This is a genomic window from Sphingobacterium siyangense (genome assembly GCF_007830445.1).
GTDB lineage: Bacteria > Bacteroidota > Bacteroidia > Sphingobacteriales > Sphingobacteriaceae > Sphingobacterium > Sphingobacterium siyangense.
This window is the reverse complement of the sequence record NZ_VLKR01000033.1, coordinates 17,370-43,561: the sequence shown is the minus strand read 5'-3', so window position 1 is coordinate 43,561 and position 26,192 is coordinate 17,370. Positions and strand designations below refer to the sequence as shown.

Annotated in this window: 18 protein-coding genes; 9 read left to right on the top strand and 9 right to left on the bottom strand. The window is 40.2% G+C overall.

Features of this window, described 5'->3' with window-relative positions; all coding sequences use genetic code 11:
* Window positions 1-1,449: an MFS transporter gene (locus IQ31_RS28300; RefSeq protein WP_208734350.1), complete on the top strand. Its 1,449-nt coding sequence runs from the start codon at window positions 1-3 to the stop codon at window positions 1,447-1,449.
* Between the two features lie 1,559 nt (window positions 1,450-3,008).
* Here IQ31_RS28300 and aroE read toward each other — a convergent pair.
* Window positions 3,009-3,869: a shikimate dehydrogenase gene (gene aroE / locus IQ31_RS22290; protein ID WP_145330133.1), complete on the bottom strand. Its 861-nt coding sequence runs from the start codon at window positions 3,867-3,869 to the stop codon at window positions 3,009-3,011.
* A gap of 126 nt (window positions 3,870-3,995) precedes the next feature.
* Between aroE and IQ31_RS22285 the strand changes: the two genes are divergently transcribed.
* Window positions 3,996-4,892: a helix-turn-helix domain-containing protein gene (locus tag IQ31_RS22285; protein WP_088162720.1), complete on the top strand. Its 897-nt coding sequence runs from the start codon at window positions 3,996-3,998 to the stop codon at window positions 4,890-4,892.
* Between the two features lie 216 nt (window positions 4,893-5,108).
* On the opposite strand, the gene IQ31_RS22280 is transcribed toward IQ31_RS22285, so the two are convergent.
* Window positions 5,109-7,133 (bottom strand): glycoside hydrolase domain-containing protein, encoded by a 2,025-nt coding sequence (locus IQ31_RS22280; RefSeq protein ID WP_158638954.1) that lies wholly within the window; start codon window positions 7,131-7,133, stop codon window positions 5,109-5,111.
* Between the two features lie 718 nt (window positions 7,134-7,851).
* Here IQ31_RS22280 and IQ31_RS22275 point away from each other — a divergent pair.
* Genes IQ31_RS22275 through IQ31_RS22250 form a run of 6 tightly spaced genes read left to right on the top strand, consistent with a single transcriptional unit; the run spans window position 7,852 to window position 15,902 of the window.
* The gene (locus IQ31_RS22275; protein ID WP_088162722.1) at window positions 7,852-8,370 is read left to right on the top strand and encodes an RNA polymerase sigma factor; all 519 of its coding nucleotides are present in this window, start codon (window positions 7,852-7,854) and stop codon (window positions 8,368-8,370) included.
* Between the two features lie 49 nt (window positions 8,371-8,419).
* Entirely contained in the window at window positions 8,420-9,436 is a 1,017-nt protein-coding gene (locus IQ31_RS22270; RefSeq protein ID WP_075993935.1) for a FecR family protein, read from the top strand.
* A gap of 25 nt (window positions 9,437-9,461) precedes the next feature.
* The gene (locus IQ31_RS22265) at window positions 9,462-12,671 is read left to right on the top strand and encodes a SusC/RagA family TonB-linked outer membrane protein (protein WP_158638953.1); all 3,210 of its coding nucleotides are present in this window, start codon (window positions 9,462-9,464) and stop codon (window positions 12,669-12,671) included.
* 19 nt (window positions 12,672-12,690) lie between these two features.
* Window positions 12,691-14,070 carry a RagB/SusD family nutrient uptake outer membrane protein gene (locus IQ31_RS22260; protein ID WP_145330126.1) on the top strand — a complete coding sequence of 460 codons (1,380 nt, stop codon included), beginning with the start codon at window positions 12,691-12,693 and terminating at the stop codon, window positions 14,068-14,070.
* A 34-nt stretch (window positions 14,071-14,104) separates the two neighbouring features.
* Window positions 14,105-14,755: a hypothetical protein gene (locus tag IQ31_RS22255; RefSeq protein ID WP_145330124.1), complete on the top strand. Its 651-nt coding sequence runs from the start codon at window positions 14,105-14,107 to the stop codon at window positions 14,753-14,755.
* A gap of 7 nt (window positions 14,756-14,762) precedes the next feature.
* Window positions 14,763-15,902 carry a cytochrome-c peroxidase gene (locus tag IQ31_RS22250; RefSeq protein ID WP_145330122.1) on the top strand — a complete coding sequence of 380 codons (1,140 nt, stop codon included), beginning with the start codon at window positions 14,763-14,765 and terminating at the stop codon, window positions 15,900-15,902.
* A 178-nt stretch (window positions 15,903-16,080) separates the two neighbouring features.
* Here the strand turns inward: IQ31_RS22250 and IQ31_RS22245 are convergent, their stop codons facing one another.
* The 6 genes from IQ31_RS22245 to IQ31_RS22220 all read right to left on the bottom strand — a co-directional run bounded on the left by IQ31_RS22245 (window position 16,081) and on the right by IQ31_RS22220 (window position 23,211).
* Window positions 16,081-19,725, bottom strand: coding sequence for a M1 family aminopeptidase (locus IQ31_RS22245; protein WP_145330172.1), 3,645 nt, complete (start codon window positions 19,723-19,725; stop codon window positions 16,081-16,083).
* A complete protein-coding gene (locus tag IQ31_RS22240) occupies window positions 19,718-20,602 on the bottom strand; it encodes an ABC transporter ATP-binding protein (protein WP_145330120.1) in 885 nt (294 codons plus the stop codon). Before IQ31_RS22240 ends, IQ31_RS22245 begins: the two co-directional genes overlap by 8 nt.
* 194 nt (window positions 20,603-20,796) lie before the next feature.
* On the bottom strand, window positions 20,797-21,768 hold the full coding sequence (locus IQ31_RS22235) for a dimethylarginine dimethylaminohydrolase family protein (RefSeq protein WP_145330118.1): 972 nt from the start codon (window positions 21,766-21,768) through the stop codon (window positions 20,797-20,799).
* Between the two features lie 65 nt (window positions 21,769-21,833).
* A complete protein-coding gene (locus tag IQ31_RS22230; RefSeq protein ID WP_182330823.1) occupies window positions 21,834-22,235 on the bottom strand; it encodes a VOC family protein in 402 nt (133 codons plus the stop codon).
* Window positions 22,236-22,244: 9 nt separating this feature from the next.
* Window positions 22,245-22,694 (bottom strand): SRPBCC family protein, encoded by a 450-nt coding sequence (locus IQ31_RS22225; protein ID WP_145330116.1) that lies wholly within the window; start codon window positions 22,692-22,694, stop codon window positions 22,245-22,247.
* A gap of 94 nt (window positions 22,695-22,788) precedes the next feature.
* Window positions 22,789-23,211: a DoxX family protein gene (locus IQ31_RS22220; protein WP_145330114.1), complete on the bottom strand. Its 423-nt coding sequence runs from the start codon at window positions 23,209-23,211 to the stop codon at window positions 22,789-22,791.
* 135 nt (window positions 23,212-23,346) lie between these two features.
* On the opposite strand from IQ31_RS22220, the gene IQ31_RS22215 reads away from it, so the two are divergent.
* Window positions 23,347-24,336, top strand: a complete 990-nt coding sequence (locus IQ31_RS22215) for a GlxA family transcriptional regulator (protein ID WP_145330112.1) — start codon at window positions 23,347-23,349, stop codon at window positions 24,334-24,336.
* A gap of 62 nt (window positions 24,337-24,398) precedes the next feature.
* Here the strand turns inward: IQ31_RS22215 and IQ31_RS22210 are convergent, their stop codons facing one another.
* Window positions 24,399-26,153: a DUF885 domain-containing protein gene (locus IQ31_RS22210; RefSeq protein WP_075994945.1), complete on the bottom strand. Its 1,755-nt coding sequence runs from the start codon at window positions 26,151-26,153 to the stop codon at window positions 24,399-24,401.
* Between the last annotated feature and the right edge of the window lie 39 nt (window positions 26,154-26,192).

Here is a 26,192-nt window from a genome sequence, read left to right as displayed (position 1 = left end):
ATGACATTGCATCTTCAGATATTTAAACCTTGGGTATCAGAGTGGTTAGCCAGATCCATTATATTTGCCGTTTTGATGACCTCCCTGTTTAGTTTTTCTTTGTATTCCAGCAATACAAAAATTGCAGCTACTTTTTATGGCGTTGATCAACTAGATATCCAATATTCAGTGGTTTTGCTATATGCAGTAATTGTAATATTTTTAACTTTGGACTTACGCATCATAAAATATTTTCGTGTTAAGGATTACTTAATTTTCGGTCTTGCATTAAATATTTTAAGTTATATTGTGTGTTTTTATGTAAGGGACTGGGGTGTATTTCTAGCTTGTAGAATTATACAGGGAATAGTCTGCTCCTTACTATGTAATATAGTTCTAAATCTCACTTTTGCCAGACTTCATCCAAGCAGAGCGAAACTCATTGGTTACGCCGTTTTCTACGGCGGGCTACAAACCTCGGGGCCCATATGTGCCATATATTCCACACACATGCTTGAATACTTTAATTTTAACTACCTTTTTGCCGGTCTCATTGTAGCTTCGATACCAGTCTGGCTGTTGGTGTGGATAACATTTAATTCAGCAGGCAGATTTTCTAGGAAAGTACCACTTTACCACTTTGACTGGGTGGGATTGTCCTTATACTGCTATTTATGCCTCATTATCAGCTACATCTCAGTATACGGAAAATTCCTAAAGTGGTTTGACAATTTTAAAGTAATCAAACTAAGCGTTCTGCTACTAATTACGGCTATTCTTTTCACTATACGAGAACTGAGATATAAACATCCGCTTATTGAACTTCGTACTTTAAAAGTTGGAAACTTTAAAGCTGGACTGCTTCTTCTAACTTTCTTTTATGTTTTCAAGGGAACAATTGGGTTAACATATGTTCATCTCGAGGTAGTGTTGGGTGTAAGTCCTGTAAACATGGTACCCATTTGGCTGGCTAACATTACTGGGATATGCATAGGTCTTTTTACTACAGCGAGATTACTAATTATGGGTAAGCCAATAATTAATTTAGTTATCATGGGGTTTTCTTGTCTTACAATGTATTTCATATATATGTTGGCATTGCTTTCATCCAAGGGTGAAGTATACGATTTTGTTTTACCTCTCTTTTTTTTCGGGCTAGCTACTGGAACTTTAATAGTTCCTCTTGTGATATTTACTTTAGGAGCACTTCCTTTACGGACTGCGTTTAACGGTTCATTGTTAGGTATTTTTGCTAGATATTTAGGTTTTTGTCTAAGCATAATGATCAATAATCAATTACTGGCATCTTTTAGATCTCCAATCATAAATAAAGTTGAAACACAACCGATGTTGGTGAGTTCTATCAGAAATTATTATAGTATTATAATAGTTACGGTTCTCATCTTCATTGTCTACTTGATAACCTGTAGAGCTATCAAAATAATTAAAACTAAAAACCGTAGACAATAATAAATAATTATAAACAACATGAGCAAAGAAGAAGAAAGTGTGGAATTGCAACAATAAAATGGACACTTGGTTAAGGTGCAATATTTTATTTATTCAATTTCCTTTCAAACTCCTCTGGTGATAATGTAGCCTTCCCCGGAAATAGGAAAGTTATTTATCCAAAAAATGTTATTTTAGAACTTAACTGTTATCATGAAAAAACACACTTTCAGCAAGCGGAAGTTGGGCAGACCCTACTTTTCTTGCTCCATTTGTCTAAGATTGGGTTTAGAATATCCTCCGGGGATACTCATTTGGCTTAACGAAACCGTTAAGCCTCTTTTTAGTATACTGAACAGTATACTTAGATTGATTTTATACACTAGGCAAAAAATCCATTGGCTATATATCTAATGGGCTATCGATATAGATAAATAGAACTCTGGTTATCTGGATATAAACAGTCTTTTAGCTATAGCTTTTTCCATTCAACTCCTCGAACGTAAAAATTTTGAACACAATTCTTGACAGGCATTCTATCACCTTGCCTGTTTGAGTTGCTCAGTTTCAATTCCAGACACAACAAGGTCTCTTTTGTTAATAGATAACCTGATTTAATTATAACGTGAGATTCGAATTCACAATGGATATCGAAACCAATTTCAAGAAGTATCAAATACATATTTGAGAAATAAAACTTACGATATTTTCAATAACTAATCAGTTTAAAATTTCCTTTCTCGACCTTTCAAAAATGAAGCTATTTTAAGATCAAATCTTATTTAAATTATAATTTTATAACAAAATATGTAACGATAGTGTAACAGCCCCAAATTTTGATAAGTAAAAAATATTCAATATATTGCCTTAGCAAGCTAGAAACAACGTTTTTGCGTTAGGTAATGAGGTACCGACTAATAGACTCATAATCTTTTGGTCCCTGGTTCGAGCCCAGGTGGGAGCACAGAACAAAAAAGTCGCTTTTCTATATAGAAAAGCGACTTTTTCCGTTTCTAAGCATCGTTTTGCGACGATATAACGGCCTAGGAGAATCACTCTATTTCGGCCTGTTTTGCATAGTTTTTTATTGAACTTCACGTAAAAAGATATCTAACGGGATTTTTCACCTGCTAAAGAAAAAACTATAGCAACCGTCAGCGCAAAAGTTTATGAACACCACAAGAAATAAAATACCTTTTCTGTAAAGTTTACACTATATTAGCACCTTAGATATTCGATCAATTCAAACCTATTTCCGAATGGATCTCGAAAAAAACATCGTTCTCGACCATCTATCTTGGACGAGTATTTTACGATTATATTCTGATTCTTCAAAAATAATTTAGCATGGGATAAGTCAAAAACTTCAAACGCAGGATGTATATCAGAATTTGTTTGATGGTACTTTTCTTCACGAATATGAAGCTGGATATCTCCGATTTCAAACCAAATAGCCCCCCTGGGATGATTACCAAGGATTTGATTCAAACGCAATATCTCAGCATAAAACCTTTGCGCTGAAGCTAGCCCGCCTAAAGGAACACTTATGAGTATATGATCTACACGTTTAAATTTGATCATTAGTGTATTTTTAAAACATTGGCCAACGCTGAATGCATAACAGAAGGCTCAACGTCCATATCCATCCAATATTTAATTGCTATTCTGCCTTGATTAACGAGCATACTAAGACCATTTAAAACGCTACATCCCTTTTCTCGAGCGGTTCTTATAAAATGAGTATCTGGGGGATTGGGTATAACATCTGCGATAATCATCTCCTTTCCGATAAGATCAAATTCAATATCGAGTTTTTGATCCACATTGGGAAACAGCCCTACACTAGTTGCATTGATCAAAATATTCGTTGATAATTTTATCTTATACCTTCCTTCCCAACAGTTAAATAACGCGTTAGTTTTAGTATTACTATTTATCAGATCGGCAAGTTCTTCACCTTTAGATTTGTCCCTATTTACAATAATAATTGTATGGGCTCCCGCTAACGCCAATTCAACTGCAATTGCGCGAGCAGCTCCTCCAGCACCAAATATTGTAATACACTTGTCCTTAGGATCTTCAATAATTTCTAGCGCTTTTAAAAATCCTTTTCCATCTGTATTCTCACCTATCCAAAGGTCCCCCCTTCTAACTACAGTATTAACCGCACCTATCAATCGTGCAGAGCCTCCTAATTCATCAAGATATGGAACGACCGCTATTTTGTGTGGAATAGAACAATTGAAACCAATCCATCCCATGGCTTTTGCTCCTTTGATAGCATCTGCCAGATGCATAGGCTCAACCTCGCAATTCAGATAACGAGCGTTGATACTGTGATATCTATAAGCTGCTTCAATCATCATTACAGTTGGATTCTCAGAAGCTGGTTTGGCAAAAGAGCCCGTAATAAAAGGCAAAAAATCAATGTTATCTTGCATAAATGTGAAATAAAGTAATTGATACAAAATGATAAATCTTCTATTACAAAGATTGCATATTACCGGCGCCACGCCCAGGTATATTTAAAGGTATTTTTTGTATTTTTATCGTAAGCACTTTTTAAAATGAAGAAAATACAGTTTGATCAACTCGTTATTCATGATTATGAAGAAAAGACTTTTCATTTACCCCTTCATAGCCATACTTATTATGAACTGGTTTATATCCACAAAGGTAGTGGCATTCATTTACTGAACAATAATAGGTTTCAATATGGGGAAGGAGATCTGTTTATAATAAGTCCAGAAGACGAACATTATTTTGAGATAAACAAAAGTACTCACTTCACATTTATAAAGTTCACAGACGCATATCTGTCAGAACACTCACAGCATACAGTAGATAATTTCAATTTATATGAACCTGTCCGAATAATGAAGAATAAGTTATTAAAGGAAGTGAAATTAAAAATAGATGAACCTTCCAATGCTATACTTCGAAATATTATTGAGAATATAGTATTGTACAAATTTTCGAAGGATATCTCTCGTTCAGCGCTCATATTTTATCAGATACGATCTATCTTAGTCTTAATTAGCGAAGCTGCTGCTAAACTTCATATAAGAATTGACAATGGTCAGCCCGGTAAAGAAGAGCTCATTTCCTTCATACATCAACATATCTACCAACCGTCAATTATTCAGATTAAAAACATCGCCGCTCACTTCTCTATTGCGAATAGTTATTTCAGTGATTATTTCAAAAAAAAGTTTGGTATAAGTTATCGAAATTATGTCAACGAATACCGCATAAACTTAATTCAAACTCGATTAACTGTTCCGACCGTTTCACTATCGCAGATCGTATATGAATTTGGTTTTACCGATGAAAGCCATTTAAACAAATTTTTTAAAAACCATAAAGGTCTGACCCCAAAAGTATATAGAAATTTACACCTTGAAAATACAGTCTTGATCTCTCCAATCGCAGATTCAATACCTCAAATAAAAGTAGCCAAATAACTCTGACTCTCTGATCAATCGTACTTTGATATTAACAACTATTGAGTTTCGTAGTTTTTATCGCAAATTTTGTAACTGCATTATTTTAGCATGAGGTTATTCTATTCTGGAGCAAATTAACTGGTCATCGATTTTCAAATCTGTATGGTCAGTATATTTAAATCTCCAAGTAGTAAAAAACGCCAATTTAGTCTACAATCTCTGATCAACTTATGTTTAATTGTTTTCTATGTGACTTATCCAAGGATCATCCCTTCCATAATCAGTTGGTATTTCCGACGATTCAATCTGTAGCGTCCCTCCCTTTCTAAGCTCTTCATGTGTGATCCATAACCTCTTCAAATCCCTTCCATTCAACTTAATCGATTTGATATAACGCGTTTTGTCGCTTCGATTCGGCACCTCAATGGTCAGTGGATTCTCTTTATTTTCCAATCTGATTTGATCAAAAAATGGCACGCTGATATAAAAAATAGGTTCCCCGACCAAAGGTTGTTGCAATCCGATCGCAGAAAGCACCCACCAGCTCGACATAGCACCAGCATCGTCGTCCATGGTTCTTACAAAGGCTTTAGGCTCATTTTTATAGATCCGGTCGATATGTGCTCCGATTCCACGGCTGTTGTCATTAAAGTAATATTGTATGATGGTGTCCAATGCAATTCGATGTATCCACTCCTGATAGCGCCAAGGGGTTTTACTCGCATTATATAAGGTCAGCGATTGCATATCCGGTTCATTCGCCCTATTGAAATAATAACCGTCATAAAACTCATCCAGTTGCTGTGTGAAATTTTCTTCACCACCTGCTAGCTTTCTTAATCCCATAACATCAAAAGGTACATTCCAACGATATTGCCTAATTGTTCCCTGATACATATCCCGTGCCGACATACGGTCGACATCCCGTTTGGTCAGGTCTTTAAAATCTTTATTCCAAATTGCCTGATATGATTTTGCTCGCTCCAGATAGGTTTTGCTGTTCTGCGGAAAAAGCTTGGACATTGCCCACATATCATAACATGCTTCAAGGTACTTGTCCGGTTTCTTAAAATCATAGCGCAGGGTATCGTGTATTAACGAATCTTTTATTCCATCAATATCGACCCGATATCCTTTCTTGACCGCATCCAAAAGAACGACAGCGGCATGTTCTGTCCGGACCGAATTTGCTGGTTCATGAGCTCCTGCAAAGTCAAATTTCCCATAACGGTACAGGTCTGCAATCGAGGAGACAACGCCCTCATACATTTCAGTATCTATCAGCTCCAAAAGCGGTAGTTGTGTTTTATAATTGTCCCAAATTGCCCATCCATGATAACGTGTTTCTTTGGAACGATGTATTTTCCCGTCTGTTCCCCTAAAATTTCCCTGCTCATCGCTGATAACAAAAGGAGATTGTAAACTGCGGTAGAGCAAGGAATAGAATAAATCTACCTTATCCGAATCGCCCTTTACCTGCAGTACCGACAGGGCAGTTTTCCAACGATCAGCTGCACGTTTTTTTACCGTTGAAAAATCTAGCTTATCATATTCTGCAAGTGTCTTTCTTGCGTCCTGTTGATCCACAGCCGAAAATGCAATATTGACATCTGCTATAAGGCTTTCCTCCTTCAGGTCTACCCAGATTTTGTTCCCCTCCTTTCGCCATCCGCTCGCTGTAGGAATTTCCAGCGCATAATAAATGGTATATGTTCCCACATGGCAGGTCGTTTTTGCACGTACTTTACCGAATAGCAGATTACCCTCCTGTGTAAATTCATTGTCAACAAAAGCGCCATTGAAAGCATGCCCCAAATCAATAAAAAAACCTTTTCTACCCACGGGAAAAGTGTATTGTTCACGACCAAAATCATTATTCACAGCCACTTCAACTTGAATACCCTCTGCGGTTTTTAAAGCATAATACCCAGGTTGGGCATGCTCGTCAATTTTATTCAGCGGCTTTATATCATTTTTTATAAATGGTCTAATAAGGATCAGTCCACCACTGCCCATACAACCTACTCCCTCAAGGCGATTGTGTGTAAAGCCTTTAATTTCCTTGGCAAGATGCTCATAGCCCGTATGCGTTCCCGGATTAGTATAAGGCACAATGCTCAATTGATGGAAAGGAGAAGAAGCCGCTGGTGAAAGCTGGCCGTGGTCGCCGGAAGATCCCAAGAAGACGTTTACACGATCGGTCTGCGCTCCAGCAATTGTAGCATAACAGAGCATCAAAGACAGCAGTAATTTTTTCATATATAGTCTATTATTTTTCATATGTATAAAGGGCGCAAACTGATTTTTCACGATACGAAAAGCTAACCTATACAGTTCTTGGCCATAGCAAACAACTATTTTTTTCAGCGCCTGATGTTTTTTATTTATTAATTCTTCTAGAATGCTCATTTCGATTTAGCAAATCATTAGATCTATTTTACTTCAGAAAACCGAACTTTCATCTTCCAAAATTAACCTACACAAGGTAAACCCAATATTAAACTACTGTTAATTCCATTAATTATTTTCCATCTACAAAGTTCAGAATGTAAACCTAAAATCGGAGGAGACAATTTTTATCACAAATTTTGTAAAGATAGTGTAACGGAGCTAAATTTTGATAAGTAAAAAATATTCGACTAACTACGTTATCAAAGCAGCGTCCAAGCTCTTCCAATTAGTAATGAGGTACAGAAGAAAAGGCTCATAATCTTTTGGGCCCTGGTTCGAACCCAGGTGGGAGCCCAGAACAAAAAAGTAACCACACCTTACGATTGCTAAAGCAAAGAAATAGCCATCTATATGCCAAAAATTTAAGAACAGTACAAAAAATCTGACGAAATAAACAGGCCAAATCATATAGCAGATGCCAATCTATTCCTTCATTTTTCTAGAAATATTTATTCAAAAAAAATACAAACGAGAATCTTATTTGTAATTATTCTAAATAAAAATGTAGATTTGCGCCATTCTTACCATGAAACAACATTGGACAGCTACATTAAAAGGTTCTTCTGAAGCTTTTGAATCCTTATATGACTTAGTATATCGAGAGCTTTTCGCTTATGGCGTTATGTTGGGGTATTCGCGCGAGGCCGTAAAAGACGGTATACAACATCTTTTCTTAGAACTATGGGAAAAACGTGACCGTCTGCCCGATGTTGATAATATCAAGTCTTATTTAATGACATGGCTACGCCGTGTCCTGAATGACCATCGCGTATTGAATGAAAAATTAAATTCAGGAAATTATCAGCCCAATGATAATACACCTTCACATGAAGCTTTACTCATACAACAGGAAACCGTAAACGAAACCACTGCGCGTCTATCAAAAGCATTGGAATCCCTCACACCTAAACAAAGACAGGTGATTGACCTTAGGTTTTTTCAAAATATGTCCTATGAACAGATCGCTTCCAAAACAGGCAATAGTCAGCGCACAATCTATAACATTGTATATGAATCTGTTAAGATTTTAAAAGAAAAAAAATAAAAATAATCCGGTAAAAAAACGGAATTGCTCCCTCTACCTTCATATATACATGAAAAAAATTTATAACGACAGCGTTGATTTGCTCAGTGACGAGAGTTTTGTGTCTTATCATAATGGAACCGCAAATAAACAGGAAATTCATTTTTGGGATACATGGATCGCAGAAAATCCGGATAAATTGGATCTTGTTGCAGACGCGCGAAAGATGCTCGATACCCTAAAAATGCATATCACCGAAACGGAATATCAAGTTGAAAAAGACAAACTATTTGCGACACTCGAAAGCAAAGTGCCTACAAAAACTCGAAGACTGACAACGAGATGGCGCTGGATCGCCGCAGCATCAATCCTGCTCATAGGAACATTTACATTCCGTCAGTTTTTCTACAAAGACTCACCTCAGCGTACTTTAGCTGTAAATACAGTTTCCGCTGAACAATGGCTCAGTGTCGTCGCCCAAAATGGCAAAATGGTTAAAGTCAATCTAACTGATGGCAGCCAGATTACGTTGATGGGTGGTAGTAAACTAAAATACCCCAAACATTTCCGTAAGGATACAATGTATGTCCTGCTAGATGGCGATGCACGCTTTAACATTGCAAAAAAGCCTGATCGCACATTTGCTGTAAAAACAGGCAATACCTTGGTAACAGTATTAGGAACACAGTTTTTGGTAGAACAAGCTGACACTAAAAATACCAGAGTCAGTTTGTTTTCTGGAAAAATTAAATTGACCAACCAATTAAACAACAAACAAGCCCTACTCAGTCCAGGACAACAGGGGTATGTCACAAATCAGGAGATCCATCTCGATAAATTTACGCCAACAGAGATCAATAATTTTGCAGAAGGTATTTTGCATTTTCAAAATGCTTCTTTTGCTGAAGTCGCGCGAAAAATGGAGCAATATTATGGTATCCACATCTCTCTCAGCAAACCAAATGCACGATGGCGGTATAGCGGGCATTTTGAGAAGCTGCCTGTTGAGACCGCACTCGCCGCGATTTGTTTTTCAAAAGAATTGTCATCAAAAAAAATAGCAACAGATACCTATGTGCTTTATTAAAAAAACAGTAAGACGAACCTGTTTATTGAATACTTTTTTTCTATTATTCGCTGGCGCTGTTTCAGCTCAAAATGCTTCCAACCAAGGGAGTTTGGAAACTGCTTTTCAATTACTGACGCAGCAACATGCTGTACATTTTTCCTACGATGCATCCATCGGACTGCAGCGACGCGTTCCACTTCCGACAGCAAAAGAGAATATCGATACGTATTTGTCGAGACTTGCTTCAACGCTTCAGTTGCGCTTTCAGCGGATTAAACATTCAAATCTGATAGCCGTCAGCAAGGCGCCAAAACCCATACAATTAAGAGGTGTAGTGAAAGATGCCAAAACAGGCTTACCTATGGCCGGTGCGACTATTATGCTACGCAAAGAAAACAAAACCTATTTCACCGATAGTTTAGGGCGATATCGCATACTGACAGCAGCCGAAAATCGCGGCGAGGGAATAGGCGTACGTTACTTAGGTTATCAGAATTACGACTTCAAGGTGGATACCGCTGTACAGCAGATCAATCTGTCACCTTTAGATCAACAGCTTGAAGAAGTATTCGTCAGCAGTACTTACGAAGCGCCTAAACTGCGCGAAGAGATGATCGGAAGTGTCTATACCGTCAGCGCAAAGGATTTACAGGCCGATCGCCCTATAGAGAGTGTCGATAAGATGTTGGAAGGATTGGTACCGGGATTATATGTCGAACCCAGCACTTCCTTGGGCACATCCGTTAAGCTCCATATCCGAGGACAGGGAACATTGACAAACCTGACAAGCAATACTGGACGATCAACCTCATCGCAGCCTTTGTACGTGGTGGATGGTGTCGTTGTCCAAGAACAGGAGATTGGCGACGCCAGTTCGCTTTTTAATGGCGAAACATTGCTGAACCCAATTGCAGGAATCAATCCGTTAGATATTGAATCCATTTCGGTACTTAAGGATGCTGCCGCAACCGCAATCTATGGTGCTAATGCAGCAAACGGTGTGATTTTAATCACCACCAAGTCTGGGCGGAGCGGCAAACCGCAGTTGACAGCGTCATACAATACCGGTGTATCCACATTTATCAATCGGATGAAATTGCTCTCCGGGCCGCAATACTATGAGCTACTACGGGAGTTCCATATCAATACGGGCAAAACCGAGAGTGAAGCAACGCGTCTGGCGGGTAGCAATACCATTGATACAGATTGGTTTGGACTGACTTCACGCAATGCACGCTATGATAATGTAAATCTATCACTTTCGGGCGGAAAAGGTAACGATACGTATTACCTCTCTATGGGCTACCGCAATCAACAAAATGCCAGTCCGGGAAATGGACTGAAGCAATACACAAGCTCCATGCGTTATTACAATCAGTTTAGTGATAAACTGCAAATGACCACGACTATATCGCCGACACTGATGCAGCGTGAGGGGCTCGACCAATTTGCAAATGCTGCTTACATGCCTCCCAATATAAATCCCTACAAGGAAGACGGAACTTACAGTACCTTCTTAGGGCTCGTGAATCCTGTCGCAGCGCTGGCTGAAAATACAGATAAAGCCTTGGCTTTTACAGGGACTGCACGGATTGAACTGCAATATGCACTGTTACCCTTGTTAAGCCTGCGCGGAGCTATCGGCGGGAATATGCTGCAATCCAAGCAGGAAACTTTTCTTTCAGGCATAGCCGGTGCTTCCACAGCTAAAGATGGGCGTCTCCGAATCAACGATCGCACGACGTACAGCTGGACCTCCATGTTACAGTTAACCTATAGCCCAAAATGGCAAAACGGGCATCGTTTTGTTGGTATTGCGGGGATAGAACTAAAAGATCAATACAGCAAATTATTAGTGGGCCAAGGTACCGGCTTTACTTACGATAGGGTCATCTCACTCGGCCTCGCAAGTTCGACACAGTCGTCTTCCTCTAAAATCTCGGATGCGACAGTATCCAACTATGTACAAATGAATTACGACTATGACAAGCGATTTTATGCTTCTCTGAGTGGCCGTGCAGATCAGTCGTCCATGTTTGGTGGCGACAAACAGGTCGCACTCAATGGAGCGCTTGGATTAGGCTGGAATATCAGCAACGAAAAATTCATGCAACCCGTTGCAGCAATTGATTTCTTACGTCTTCGAGCCAGCTTCGGAACCACAGGGAATTCGCGGATCGGATCATATGCTTCCAGAGGGCTTTATGATTTAAACAACGTGACCTATGGTGGGCAAATGAGTGCAACTCCCTCTTCTTCTGCTGCCGAAAATCCAGATCTAGGTTGGGAAACGAATATCAAATTCAACTTCGGTTTTGACTTGAATGCCTTCAATAGATTGCGTCTTGTATTAGACCTTTACCGGAATAATATCCGCAATCTCATTACAGACATCAGTGTGCCATTAGAAACAGGATATGGCAAAATGCCAGTCAATTCGGGCAATATGTACAATCAAGGGCTCGATTTAAGCATTGCCTATCAATGGCTTAAACAGTCTAAGATAACCTGGAACAGTACCCTTATCGGTGGTTGGAATAGAAATAAGGTGACCTCCTTTAATAATCCACTCATTGAACAATATGCAGCAAACTCCTCCGATAATGTAGGTATAGGTCAGCGTGTTGGATACAGTTCAACTTCGCTCTGGGGTATCAAATGGGGCGGTGTAGATCCAAGCACCGGAGTGGAACAATTCTATACCCCAGATGGAGAGCTGTTAAATCGGACTGAAATACGGGCAATGGGTCAAAACGCTTACCAATTACTAGGCAATTCGATGCCTGATTTTCAAGGAAGTATCATCAACAATCTGGGCTGGAAGGGTTTTCAGTTCACCTTCAATATACAGTATAACCTTGGTGGCAACAAGTTTGCATCGACAACCTACTTACGGGATGGCAATAATCTGGCAAACTCCAATATGTCGGTCAACCTACTGGATCGTTGGCAGAATGCGGGCGATATCACTGCAATCCCCAAACTTAATTCAAGCTCACCACTCAACAATTCCTCCCGCTATTTGTACAGCATGACTTATCTCAAGCTGAGCAACGTATCCTTAAGCTATCGCCTGGCAGATCGATTGACCAAGCGCATCGGCATAGGGCAGACAGCTTTGAGCTTCAATGTTACAAATGTACTTTACTGGTTCAAAGACAAAAGCCCCGCTGGCAGAAACGGTATCCGCGAGTATAGGTTTGTCTATCCCGAGACACGTAATTTTTCGATTGGCCTACGCACCACACTTTAATCCTTTAATAATTTGAGCTATGAACATAAAGATGCTAAGTATTGCTTTTCTTGTCACTTTGGGCACAACGGGCTGTTCAAAATTTTTAGATAAAGAACCGGAAAACAAAGTATCGGTCGACCTGCTTTTTTCAGATATGCAGGGTGCTAAATCGGCTTTGGCGGGAGTTTACGAAGACCTATTTCAGTCAACTTACTACAATGGCTTGCGTATGGTTTACCCAGACCTGCTTGGCGGAAACTTAACGTTTACCGTAGCGAGCAAAACGACACTTTCGGATGTTTATTCCTTTGAGACAGATGCCGAAAATGGTTCTATGAACAGTCTATACAGTTATCAGTATACGCTACTCAATGCAATCAATAATATCATAAAGCGTGTCCCAGCGATGCAGAATGTCAGTGAACTCGAACGCAATAACGTAATGGCCCAGGCCTATGGTCTGCGGGCATTGGTTCATTTCGATCTTGTGCAGTTATATGCCCAGCCTTATCGTTACACCGAAAATGCTTCACATCCGGGCATCATATTGGCCAAAACGACAATTATACCCAATGAGGCACAGATTGCACGCTCCACAGTGGCAGATGTATATCAATTTATACAGGCTGATCTGTCCCTCGCTGATTCTTTATTTGCCAATAGCAAAGCTATATTTGAAGGCAATGCCAAAATATATATGAGCTTACAGGCAAGTAAAGCACTCCAAGCCCGGTTAGCATTAAATCGCAACGATTGGGAAAAAGCTTACCAACTATGTGCCGAACTGCTCAAAGCGAACTATTCGCTATATACCAATGCTGAGTATATCGACAGTTGGAAACAGGCCAACACCAAAGAATCTATATTCGAATTGGCTGTGCCGAGCAATTATTCCAGTAACTCAATCGGTAGTTATTATGTCAATGATTCAGGCAACTCCTACTATCAGTTTGGACCAAGTCAGGATCTAATCCATTTGTATGGGCAAAATGATGTGCGTGCTCAGGGTGGAATATTTAAATATCCAACTATACAAACTGCAGTAACAAGCGTCAAGTTGATCCGTCTTTCCGAAATATATTTGATTCATGCCGAAGCGGCAGCTGAACTTGGCTATGCTAATGAAGCTATTTCAGACCTAAATGTCATCAGACTACGCGGTAATCCGCAGCTCGGCGCTTATCTTTTCAACACAAAAGACCTACTGATCAAGGAGATCCTTGACGAACGTCGTCGTGAGCTCTGTCTTGAAGGCTTCTTATACCTGGATCTGATGCGTAGAGGTCAATCCGTTATGCGCAATGACTGTACTGGTGCAAACTGTAATGTCACTTATCCAAATGATCATATGGTACTGCCTATTCCACAACAGTCTGTACTCTCCAATTCACTGATGAGACAGAATCCCGGCTATTAATCACTCAATAAAACACAAATTAATAAAACAACACATGAACAGTTTAAAAGCAATCCTTAAGTTATCCAAGCTAGTCACTATTTTCAGCATCTTATTTTTTACCATGTCCTGTAGCAAGGACAGTACCGTGACTCCTGAGCCCGAGTCTGTTGCTAAGCCATATAATGCCGTAGCTGCATTTACCAGTACAGATGCTTATTTTGAACTCTATATCTACCGCTTCGATGATGCCACTCAAACCTGGGGCAAACGTATCCGAGCACACTATCCTACCGTGTCATTAACAGACACAACTTATATGGGCTTTACCAATCCTTATGTGACAGATAGCGGGGTAAACCTATTCCAGATGGTCACGCTTTACAGCGATAAAATCGGCTCAACAAACATCAAAACGGCTGGTATAAATGTCGATCAGGTATTGCAATTTTTACCAAATGAGAATAATGATAAAATCGGTAAAGTGACTGTAAAAGAACAACAGGTAAAAATCTATAAGAAAACCGAATCCGCTGAAGAACGAAAAGATATGGAGTTCTTTGAAATTGGTATCAGTGGTTCGGGAACCTATGACCTAAATGAAGGTGTAATCGACTTGGAAGTGAATTTTAACGAGTCTGCGATCGGAGGAGCAAATAAGGTAACCCGTAAATACAAATTGAGTACCAAAGCGTTAGAACTATAAACAACGAATGATACGAAGAGTACTTGTATTTGGTTTATTGGGAGTCGTCCTGATCTTGCTGGCTTTTGTGCAGGATCAGGATATTCCTGATATTGCGCTATGGCGCAGACTGTATGCTTCCGGCGACAGCAGGCAATGGCCGACTCCCCACCTAGATGATGATGTAAAAACAAATTTTGTGGATATCGGATCACTGCCTGATGTAGAATACCCTTTGGACAATCCCTTTTCCAAGGAAAAGTCAGCGCTGGGAAAATTATTGTTTTTCGATCCCAGACTTTCTGCTACCAAACAGCTGGCCTGCGCAAGCTGCCACGATCCGCAACTGGGCTGGGGCGACGGCAAAAGCTTAGCAAATGGGCACAATCGACGGGTAGGAAAGCGAAATGCAATGACCTTGTATAATGTTGGATACTACCATACTTTCTTTTGGGATGGACGATCTCCCTCCTTGGAAGCCCAGGTATTATTCCCATTGACCGATAGCGTTGAGATGAACACCGCTCCCGAAGTAGCTGTACGTCATATTCAGGCAATAGCCGGTTACAGGCCTTTGTTCAAATCAGCCTTTGGAGACAGTACGATCAGTATCTCGCGCATTCAACAGGCTATTGCAACTTTTGAGCGCGGCATTCGTAGCTACAACAGCAAATTTGACCGCTTTATTAAAGGAAATAAAGATGCCATGACGGATGACGAGGTCTGGGGGCTTCATCTTTTTCGGACTAAAGCACGCTGCATCAACTGCCACAATACACCGTTATTTTCAGATAATCAGTTCCATAATGATGGTCAAACATTATATGGTACCAGGCAGCAGGACTTTGGACATTACCATATCAGTGGCAAGCAGGAAGATATAGGTGCATTTCGAACGCCCTCTTTACGGGAAATCACCCTTACAGGACCTTGGATGCACCATGGTAATTTTCCAACATTACTGGACGTCGTACAACTTTATAATCTCGGTAATCCTGAACCGATACAGCGTAGCGTTACGATAGATCCTAAAACCAAACCCATTCATTCGGCGAAGCTGAAAAAGCTGAACCTCACAAATGAAGAAATTAATGCTGTGCTTAAATTTCTAGGGGCTATCAGTAGTAGTACACAACAGCGTATAACGATGCCAAAATTGCCCGAATAAACCAAAATAAATAAAAAGAGAAATCCAGCATTAATACGAAGATAAATAAGGTGTCAACCTAGTCTTCTTAAAATAACATGTGCTTATCGCTTTAAATGAACAGCGTAAAAAACGAAGGCAGCACAAAGCCATAAAAAAATCCCCATCGCATGATGGGGATTTTTTTACCGGGCTCTCCTTATATTTCCTTTCGATTATCGTCCGATTCAATATCGATCAGTTTATTGTAAGGATCTATACCTACCTGTTCGGGTTTTTGATCAACAATCAGCGTCATCGTATTGTTGATTCGATCGATTTTATGCTTTTTTAGATAAAGCTCCTGACGTTTATTACCGTCTTTGCTTTTCTTATCCGAGAAAACACCTACCTCGATATAGTCTGCCAATGGCAATGATTTCAGAGTCACACGATCTGATTTCTTAAAGGACAGCGGCTGCCCACCTTCGTCATTGTAACTCTTTTTCCCATTGCCATCTACGCGGTACTTGGACACTTCAAATTGGATATCAACCTGGTATTTACCATCCTTAAGTTTCTTTGAACTTACTTTTTCTATTTTATTGTTATACAGGGTGATCGTTTCAAACATATCTTTAATCAGGTAACGTAATGAGTCAGGAGTCGCCTGTCTAAAACTATCCACAAACTCTGATGAAGTTGTATACGGTGGGTTTTGAAACGCTGTACGTTGTAAATAAGATTGGGCTGTCCTGTTAAAAAGATCCTCGCCCAGATAATCGCTCAAGGCATAAAGCACCAGGGATCCCTTTTGGTAATGGATGTACATTTGATTTTCATTATACATCAACGGCTTTTCACCTAGTTTTTCGGCACTTCGTCCTTGCAAATAGCCATCGAGCGCATCTTTGAGAAACTTACGCATCTGCCCTTTACCATATCTTTTTTCCAAAACCTTGAGCGATGAATATTCAGACATACTTTCGGACATCAATGTAGCCCCTTGCACATTGGCTCCTACCACTTGATGTGCCCACCACTGATGTGCAATCTCATGGGCTGTTACCGCGTAGGGATAATCGACCGCATCTTCTTTCTTCTCATTGACATCAGCAATAAAACCGATCGCTTCAGAAAAAGGAATTGTATTTGCAAAGGACTGCGCGAAAGTTCCCGCTGTGCGCGGAAATTCAATAATACGCAATTGTCGATGCGGGTAAGCACTGTATTCTTTCGTATAGTAAGCCAAAGAAGCCTTACTGGAAGCCATCATGCGATCGAGGTTATAGGTATGTCCTTTATGGTAATAAATCTCCAAATTAACACCGTTCCACTTATCTTTTTTGACTTCATATTCGGCCGAATTAAATGCAAAAAAGTTCAGGATTTCCGAATCCATTTTATATTGATAGTACTTACGACCATCTTTCTCCCATTGTTTTGTGAGATAGCCCGGAGCAATAGCCAACTGATTCTTGGCCGTACTTACTGTAGCTTCAAAACGGATCCAATCGGCATCGTTGGATATATAGTTATTCTGCAGGGCCCTTTTGTCAGTCTGCGCAGCCATTCTATCGCGATACGGAAGTCCATACTTTTTGCGGACATCATTGTCTACCAACTCGCCACGGTCAAGATAGCCTATATTCGGGAAAAGCATATTGTTGATAAACGTACCATTGCCCTTCACAGGCGACTTTTCATTTATCCAGGTATTGGCCGGACTAACAGTACTAAATTTCAACACAATAGAATCGCCCGGAGCCATAGGCTTCTCGAGTTTATAAATATTGAAATTATATTTATCGTCGGCAGAAATCAATTTATTTGGTACACTTAAAGAAAATATATAATCGTAATTATTGTAATTGACAAAAATAGAATCAATAGGCATATTGGTCTTGTTTTTCAATACATAGTCCGCATGCGCTTTAAAACTTCGCGTATCGGGAAAAATATCCAGATTAAACTTAATATCCACGACACGGGGCTGCGGCCTGTACTGATACTTCTTATATTTCTTTTCCCATTCTACAGCTTGTTTTTCATGATCTAAACTGGTATAATATGGATTTTTAATGTGGTTTTCGTAATATATTGCAGCACCGATGCCAATAAAGCCCGCAAAGGCAAAAATGAGCAGCGCCGTTGTTACCGGTCCCAAATTCGCCTTAAAAATACCCCAACGCTCCCTAACTCCCGAAAAACCACCTCTTCGCCATAACAGCAGGGCGATGACAGCAAAAAACACCGCAAAAAGCAGCCAATAAACCCGATACGTTAAAAACGGAAGAACATAGCCGAATCCATCCATATCCGAGTAATCCAGATCTGGTCCCTGATTAAACTGATAGATCTCCTGTTCTACACCGACCATGGATAAAAAGGGTAATCCAATAAAGAGGGTCAATAACACAAAAAATCCAGCCAGGTAATTTTTGAAAAGCGTATGTACAAAAAGTGAAATAAATAGCCATACCAAATTTGACAACATACCATACACCATCAGATGCATCACATATTGTCCAATTTCAAAATTATAATAGTGATGGTACACCTGAAACCCCATGCAGGTCGCAATCACAACGGCCAGCAAAGTCAATTGCATCAAAAGAATTGCGATAATCTTCGACCCCATAAAAGCCCAGTTGGGCGTCGCTGTTGTATCCAACAATCCTCCCATCCGCGTAATGCTGCCGCGGTGGACAAGAAGTCCCGTAAAAAGAAACGTCAGGATCAGCAGGAAAAACTTAAACGTAGTCCCCGGGATCATCAGCATTTTCCAGGTCACCGGATAAGTCGACGTTCCGAATATCGAGCCAATGGTGCTTGCCATCAAGATAATGAACAATACTCCTACCAAAGTCAATATTAAAAACACCGGATTTTTGACGATATAGCGATAGTCGTACCGTGCCATTGTCCATGTCGTTTTCAAATAATGAAAGGTCGAAAAATCATAGTTTACTTTAGGCAGATTGATTTTGAAGATACTATCAAAGTTATTTTTGGTTAAACGGGCTCCTTTTTTCGATGATTTAAAGGAAATCGAATGTTGTGAAAAAGAAAACAACATATAAAATCCGCCAATGAATAAGGCTGCGACAGCGAGCCATATTAACCGGTTATAAATAACAGCTCCGGTAAAGGGAAGATTATTGACATTCTTCTCATCTGAAGACCAGTATTGGGTATAGTATGAGATGGCACTATCCCCAAAAGGATCTATCAATGCCCCCACAAAACGATTGTCCATATTGTTCGCCAGATTCTGAACCAGCACCTGAAGAATAATAAGGATCAACACCGCGACAAAACCAACGTATACGTTTCGTGTCAATGTTACCAGCACAAAGATAATTGCACTAAAAATAATGAGATTTGGGATAACCTGTACAAGATAGGTCTGTAAATATGCCCAAACATGAATTGGTCCCAATAAGGATTGATTGATACCCGGCACGAATTGTGCGACGATAATACCCAAGGTTGAAGCAAATACAATAACCAATACAACAGCTACTGATCCAAAGAATTTACCGAGTAGATAGTCCGTTTTTGAAAAAGGGTAACTGAAAAGTATTGTATGCACCTGGTATTGAAAATCCCGGTAGACGCAGGCTCCAACGATGGACGGTATCAAAAAATAGATAATAGTCGACATGCCATTAACCATACCATTAATCGCCCATGGAGAGTTCATAATGGTGTTGGACGAAGTCGTTGCCGTTATACCATCAAAAATACCGAGCGAAGACAGCATAATAAACAACGAAAGCGCAAAGAAGAGTGCCATATAGATGTAGACGGCAGAACTCTTAAACCAACGCGCAAACTCAAAATGAAAGATGGCTTTAAACATGGCGTTGATCATTTTTTAGCGCTACAAAATAGACATCCTCCAATTGGCCTTGAGCGTTCACAAATGATTCATCGGGACGCACATCGCTGTACACCCGAATATTGAGTGTGTTGTCCTGATTGTAATTGGTTGAAATAACGTTATATTTTTGTGTATACTCATCCAGTTGATCCCGACTGATGATACGTACCCAGATTTTACCATCCAATTGATCGATGGATTCTTTAGGAGTGCCTCTCAAAAGAATCTTTCCCCCATTCAAAATGGCCAACTCATGACACAGTTCACGCACATCATCCACAATATGCGTAGAAAAAATGACGGTATGATCTGTACCTATTTCTCGTAGAACGTTCAAAAAGCGATGTCTTTCCGCGGGGTCAAGCCCTGCAGTCGGTTCATCTACAATGATTAACTTGGGATCATTCAGCAACAATTGCGCAATACCAAAACGTTGCTTCATCCCGCCCGAGTAACCACTTACGCTTTTATTGCGTACGTCCCAAAGATTGGTAACCTCAAGAACACGGTTGATAATGGCATCCCGATCAGCTTTCGATTTAATTCCTTTAAGCTTTGCAAAATATTGCAGCATATCTGATGCAGAGAGATTGGGATAAACACCAAATTCCTGTGGCAAATAACCCAAAACTTTCCGCAAATCGAGCTGATTTTTGAGTACATCAATATCACCAAAAGTAATACGGCCACTGTCGGGTTTCTGAAGTGTCGCAATTGTCCGCATTAAAGAAGACTTGCCAGCACCATTTGGTCCCAGTAAACCAAACATCCCGGGCTTAATTTCTAAGTTTACGCCATCTAAAGCTTTTACTCCATTAGAATAGGTCTTACTAAGTGTCTCTATGGATAAATTCATAATTTATTTTAACTGTTAATAATATGTTAGTATACCAAAACAAGGATATGTTACATCAAGATAGTAAAAGTTAAAAACAAACGAAAATGAAAAGCTTCCAATAGACACATCTGCAGACAAAAAAACTGTTTTTGCTTTTGGACAAATACCCTAAAAAGATGAGTCTCCAAGCGGGTTAGATAGCATTAAAAGATCTACTGAAAACTTCGCAATAATGGCTGTGTACTACATCGAAAGGATCCGCCAAAGCTACGGCTGATCTGGAAATCAACGTATTCAACATGGACACCACAAGCGGAGAGCTTATCTCCAATATAGCCAAAAACAGGATCTGTCACATAGACTGTCGGATTAATAGGCAGACCATTCGTTGCTAGCAAGCTAGCCTCCTTCAAATTGACCACAATTTTGTCCCATGTTTTCAGTTTTTGGGGTATCCCATAGGGTAGCGCTTCCTCACAAACGATCATCAATCCTTCGCGGATCAGTCCTAGTGCACAGTCCAAATGAAGTATATTGGGATGAAGTTTCACTTCTTCAACCTGATAACCATAAGGCTGTAATAGTTTAGAGAGCCACTTAATCCCTAGGCTGTTTGAAGAAAGCCCAGAGTTGCCGACAAAAATATGTTTACCGTATACCAGGATGTCGCCTCCTTCTAGAAAAGGGCCATGCCATAAGGCCAATTCCTCCTGCTCCGCCATGGCGGGTCTTGGCGCTGCCACATAAAGGCAGTCACTTTGATAAACTTCACGTTCCAACAGATCGCGAATGGGCCATATTTCATTGCGCCGCTGCATAAAACGGATTGACCCCTCAATAACGGCATTTCCGATGGTGAAAAATGGGTCACGGACAAAGAAATTAGAATAACCGTGTTCTCCTCCGGACACTTTTTCAAGTGTTGTTAGGTTACGTGGCCGCAACACTTCAACGCCATATTTCTCCAACAGCAAAGCAAAATTATGGCGCTCTTGTTCCCATGCCTTTTGCAATTCGGGATACACTTCTCCAAAATCTTTTCCGGCATTGGCATCGTCACCCTCCAGCGCAGTGGAAGATAAAAACCGAAGATCTTCAACCTTCATCATTTCCGGAAAGCCAAATTCAGAAACCGTAAGAATAACTTTCTTTAAAGGGGCAAACTCATTTTCTACAAAGATCATAGCACTGATTTTAAGTCCAATTTGCTTTTTTTTATCAAAAAAAACAAATGTATAGGAAGCCGAACCTAAATTCCTAGAACCCAGCGCACATTGAACAAATCAGTTACTTCAATAAATTTCTGCTGCTTATCAAAATCTATTCTTCTTTTTTGTTGGGATGTAAGTCTTTCAATCAATTCCCCACGCTCGGAAATATCCCGACAGGGCAAAAACACAGCGACGTAGTTTCCTACTCTCCGTCCCTCGTTGTGCACCAAATCAGAGCCGTAAATTGCGATACGTCCGGAAATAAGAGTGGCACTCACTACAGGCATTTCAGCACAGCCCTGCAAGGGTTCGTCGAACATATCAAAATGTAACGTTCCCCCAAAACAGGTCTGATAAAACGTAAGTGCCGCTCTACAATTTCCTGAGAATGTAATGAAAATTCCGCTTTGCAAGCGTTCCATTGGCTGAACTAACATCATATCAATTGGCTATGCATCCGGTATTTCAGGCTCTACAAGTTTTCTCATTTTTTCCAACGACTCTTGCCATCCAAGGTAGCACATCTCGGCAGGAATAACCTCAGGAATTCCAGTCTGTTCAATCTTAAGCTCTGTACCACAGATCACTTTACGCAAGGAAACAGTCGTAGTCATTTCACCCGGTAAATTGGGATCATCAAATCGATCCACGTACTTGATAAAGGTATCTTGCTCAATCTCAAGGTACTCACCACCAAAAGAATGGCTATGACCGGTACTAAAATTAATGAAAGTCATTTTGAAACTTCCGCCTACTTTAAAATCCATTTGCTGTACTGTACAGACAAAACCATAAGGAGGTAGCCAGCTGGCATGTGCTATCGGATCTGCGAAAGCACGGAATACCTTTTCAGGACTTGCCTGAATAATTCGATGTAATGAAATATGATTCGTTTTCATAACTATATTGTTTATAAGTGAATAACCATTTCTTTTTTTTTGTTTTACTCGCTATCAGTACATTCTTTCAGTCCAATACAATCCGGTAAACTTGCTACACTACTGAAGTCTGATGATATGCTCCTGTACCAGCTGTCTCTTTGTTGCTTAAACGAGTAATCTTCGCCTGATAGAAATAAGAAACAGCAAGTATCCCCAATACTAAAATGGGCATCACCATAAATGCTGCATTTTTGTCAACACATGCGTGACTAATAAAAGCAAATATTAAATTGAATGTCAATCCAGCATAGGCCCATTCTTTTAATTTGGTCGGAACCTGCGGTACTGCAATTGCAATAACGCCCAACAGCTTACAGATAATTAAAGCATAGGCAAAATAGTCGGGATATCCCAATGGTTTTGTGCCCGCATTGATATATTGCGGCGCAAATAACAGTGTTCCAAGTGGCATCAGTCCTTCCCAGAGAACTATAAATACCGTTGCTATCCAAAAAGCAATTTTGTTCTTTTTCATCGTTTTTCTGTTGTTTATATTGATATAACAAAGATGCAAAGGATCACAACATTGCGGCTGTTGCAAAGACGACAACTTTAGGGGTAGATTACGACAAAAACTATTTGTACCTTTATATCATAAACCAAAAATGATATGCAAATCTCTGTTTTTGTTCCCGAATACGGCACTATAGAAGGTATTACCCCTGCGTTCAGAACCTTTCATACGGCCAATGAATTTCTAACGGCCTTTGGAAAACAGCCTATTTTTGAAGTCGAATATGTAGGTTTAACGACTTACGTTCCGGCCAATAGTGGGGAGTATACCATCAAGACAAACCGGCTATTACAGGACGTTCAGAAAACAGATCTGCTTATCATACCGCCTATTTTTGGCAACATAGAAAAAGGAATATGTGATAATGCCGAAGCGATCCCTTATTTCACAAAACTGTACCACAAAGGGGCTAGTCTTGCCAGTCTATGCGTGGGTGCTTTCCTGCTCGCTGAGACAGGTCTTTTAGATGGAAAAAAATGTTCGACACACTGGGCACATATCGAAGAGTTCAAGGAAAAATACCCCCACATTGAAATTGAGGATGGCGCTGTGATCACTGAACATGAAAATATCTACAGCAGTGGTGGCGCGAGCAGCTTATGGAATCTGATACTCTATTTAGTGGAAAAGTATTCCGACAGGGAAACAGCCGTACTCATAGCCAAATATTTTGCGCTGGATATCAGCCGGGATAATCAATCGCAATTCGCCATATTCAGAGGCCAACGTAATCATGCTGATCTGGATATCCAACAAGCTCAAGACTATATCGAGAAGAAGTACGAGGAGAAAATTACAGTCGAAGAACTGGCCAATCATGTCAATATTGGGCGGCGAACATTTGAACGGAGATTCAAAGAAGCAACCAACAACACGCCTGTCGAATACCTGCAACGCGTACGCATCGAAGCTGCAAAAAAATTCTTCGAAGCATCACGAAAAAACGTTTCCGAGGTGATGTTTGATGTAGGCTATACCGACACAAAAGCCTTTCGGGATATTTTTCGAAAAATTACAGGCCTTACACCAATAGATTATCGAAACAAATTTGCCAAGGTAACTGCTGATGTCGCCATTGAGCAATAAACTGTGATAAACAATAAAGCCACTCCTCTGAGTGGCTTTATCATTGCTCGAATTCCTTATAATTATTTTAACATCATTTCCCGAATATACTTCACGGGTGAATTACCAAAACTCAGGAATTTTTCATTGAACGCCTTCAAATTAAACTGTTTCCCTTCTTTTTGTTTAACAGCTTCCCTAAGGTCATAAATTTCTTTATATCCCGTAAAGTAAGACGTCAGCTGCACACTGCTCACAGACACACGTTTCCATTTACCGGCTGCTTCGGCCTGTTGTTGAAACGCCTCATCAACCAACAAATGCATGGCGTCTTTTTCACTCATATTTTTCACATGGACGCTATAATCGAGTATAGCATTACAAACGGTACGCAGATGCCATTTGTACCACATCAACCACATTTCAGGAGCATTGTCACCGTAACCATTTTCGAGCATCATTTGTTCGGTATAGACAGCCCAGCCCTCAATCATTGCACCATTACCTAAAATACTCTTGATGAGACTCGGCGATTGGTTTGCATACACCAATTGGGTATAATGGCCCGGAATAGCTTCGTGGATATTGAGTATTTGCAAGATATAATGGTTATACTCCCGGAGGTAACTCTCCGTTGCCTCTTTGGTCCAGCCTGTTAGACTGCCCACATTGTAATAGGTATTCCCACCTTTATCGTATGGACCAGGTGCACTGATTGAAGCTCCCGCAACACCAGCCATATAAGCAGGCTCTTTGCGCACCACAAGCGGCTTGCTATCATCGATGTACAATAAATCCTTTTGTTTGACAAACGCAACCAGCTTCGGTATCTGTGCTTCGATAGCGGATTGAAACTCTTCTGCTTTAACATGTTTGACAGACAGGGTGTCGATCATCTTTCGAATGACAAGCAAACTATCTGACGGCAAGGATGATTTTCCAAAATATTTAGGCCACAGCTCTTTGCTGATTTTATACATCTCACCATGTAAATAGCTTTTTCTTGCTAGAGCAGCCTGATAAATCTGTTCTGCCGTTGAACCCGATTGGATATCGAAATCAAATTTCTTGTCGTAAAGTTCTTTTCCTAATCTAAAACTTCGCGGAGAAGGATTAGGTGTCACTTTTAAAAATTGAACATATCCGTTGATCGCCGCAATAGCTTGTTGCGAAGCCTTCTGGATGGCCTCCTTTTCTGAAGCCGGCAGATCGGATTTTTTCAGTGAATCCCGTAAATCGCTTTCAAAAACAGATAAACCGCCCAAATTCTGTTGAATTGCCAAATCGGTCAATACCAAGGCCGGATTTTTAAGCTGTCCTTTCGCGGCCTCATAATAGGCTGGAATCTTCGTCAAACGTTGATAAATAGCTTTAAGTCGGGTCGATAATGGTGCATAATTCTCAGCAAGCATAAAAGCGATCGTCCCCCCAACATTGTACGAAGAAGGATTCCACTCATACGCGCGCTCTTTCTCAATAGACCACACATTGGATTCAAGATAGTTTTGAATCAGATGATAATCTGTTTGCTGAGAAAGATTCAAGGTGCTCAGATCAAAACTTTTGAGGCTGTCCAAATGTCGCTTTGAAAACTCCATACGTAGTTTTCGCGTATTGGCATCCGGAATTGTCAACAAGGAATCATACTGATGGAACCCTACTTGGGTAGCCCATTCCGGATTTTCTTTCCAAAGCTGCTGAATAAAGCGGTCCTCATACGATTTAAACTTTTCATTCACAGCAGTATCAGCAGCAGATTGTCTGTTATGAGTTCCCGATCCACAGGAAGCCATCAGGCCCAATCCAGCGATAGCAAGGGTATATGTTATAAGTTTCATTGGAGTAATTTGTCTAAAATTAACATTATTGTTGATGAA

Excerpts from the sequence above, each read along its gene's own strand:
- IQ31_RS22220 (WP_145330114.1), bottom strand. The coding sequence starts at position 23,211 with ATGAAAAAGAACAAAATTGCTTTTTGGATAGCAACGGTATTTATAGTT.
- IQ31_RS22225 (WP_145330116.1), bottom strand. The coding sequence starts at position 22,694 with ATGAAAACGAATCATATTTCATTACATCGAATTATTCAGGCAAGTCCT.
- IQ31_RS22240 (WP_145330120.1), bottom strand. The coding sequence starts at position 20,602 with ATGAATTTATCCATAGAGACACTTAGTAAGACCTATTCTAATGGAGTA.
- IQ31_RS28300 (WP_208734350.1), top strand. The coding sequence starts at position 1 with ATGACATTGCATCTTCAGATATTTAAACCTTGGGTATCAGAGTGGTTA.
- IQ31_RS22245 (WP_145330172.1), bottom strand. The coding sequence starts at position 19,725 with ATGTTTAAAGCCATCTTTCATTTTGAGTTTGCGCGTTGGTTTAAGAGT.
- IQ31_RS22250 (WP_145330122.1), top strand. The coding sequence starts at position 14,763 with ATGATACGAAGAGTACTTGTATTTGGTTTATTGGGAGTCGTCCTGATC.
- IQ31_RS22280 (WP_158638954.1), bottom strand. The coding sequence starts at position 7,133 with ATGAAAAAATTACTGCTGTCTTTGATGCTCTGTTATGCTACAATTGCT.
- IQ31_RS22285 (WP_088162720.1), top strand. The coding sequence starts at position 3,996 with ATGAAGAAAATACAGTTTGATCAACTCGTTATTCATGATTATGAAGAA.
- IQ31_RS22215 (WP_145330112.1), top strand. The coding sequence starts at position 23,347 with ATGCAAATCTCTGTTTTTGTTCCCGAATACGGCACTATAGAAGGTATT.
- IQ31_RS22255 (WP_145330124.1), top strand. The coding sequence starts at position 14,105 with ATGAACAGTTTAAAAGCAATCCTTAAGTTATCCAAGCTAGTCACTATT.
- IQ31_RS22270 (WP_075993935.1), top strand. The coding sequence starts at position 8,420 with ATGAAAAAAATTTATAACGACAGCGTTGATTTGCTCAGTGACGAGAGT.
- IQ31_RS22275 (WP_088162722.1), top strand. The coding sequence starts at position 7,852 with ATGAAACAACATTGGACAGCTACATTAAAAGGTTCTTCTGAAGCTTTT.
- IQ31_RS22260 (WP_145330126.1), top strand. The coding sequence starts at position 12,691 with ATGAACATAAAGATGCTAAGTATTGCTTTTCTTGTCACTTTGGGCACA.
- IQ31_RS22210 (WP_075994945.1), bottom strand. The coding sequence starts at position 26,153 with ATGAAACTTATAACATATACCCTTGCTATCGCTGGATTGGGCCTGATG.
- IQ31_RS22235 (WP_145330118.1), bottom strand. The coding sequence starts at position 21,768 with ATGATCTTTGTAGAAAATGAGTTTGCCCCTTTAAAGAAAGTTATTCTT.
- aroE (WP_145330133.1), bottom strand. The coding sequence starts at position 3,869 with ATGCAAGATAACATTGATTTTTTGCCTTTTATTACGGGCTCTTTTGCC.
- IQ31_RS22230 (WP_182330823.1), bottom strand. The coding sequence starts at position 22,235 with ATGATGTTAGTTCAGCCAATGGAACGCTTGCAAAGCGGAATTTTCATT.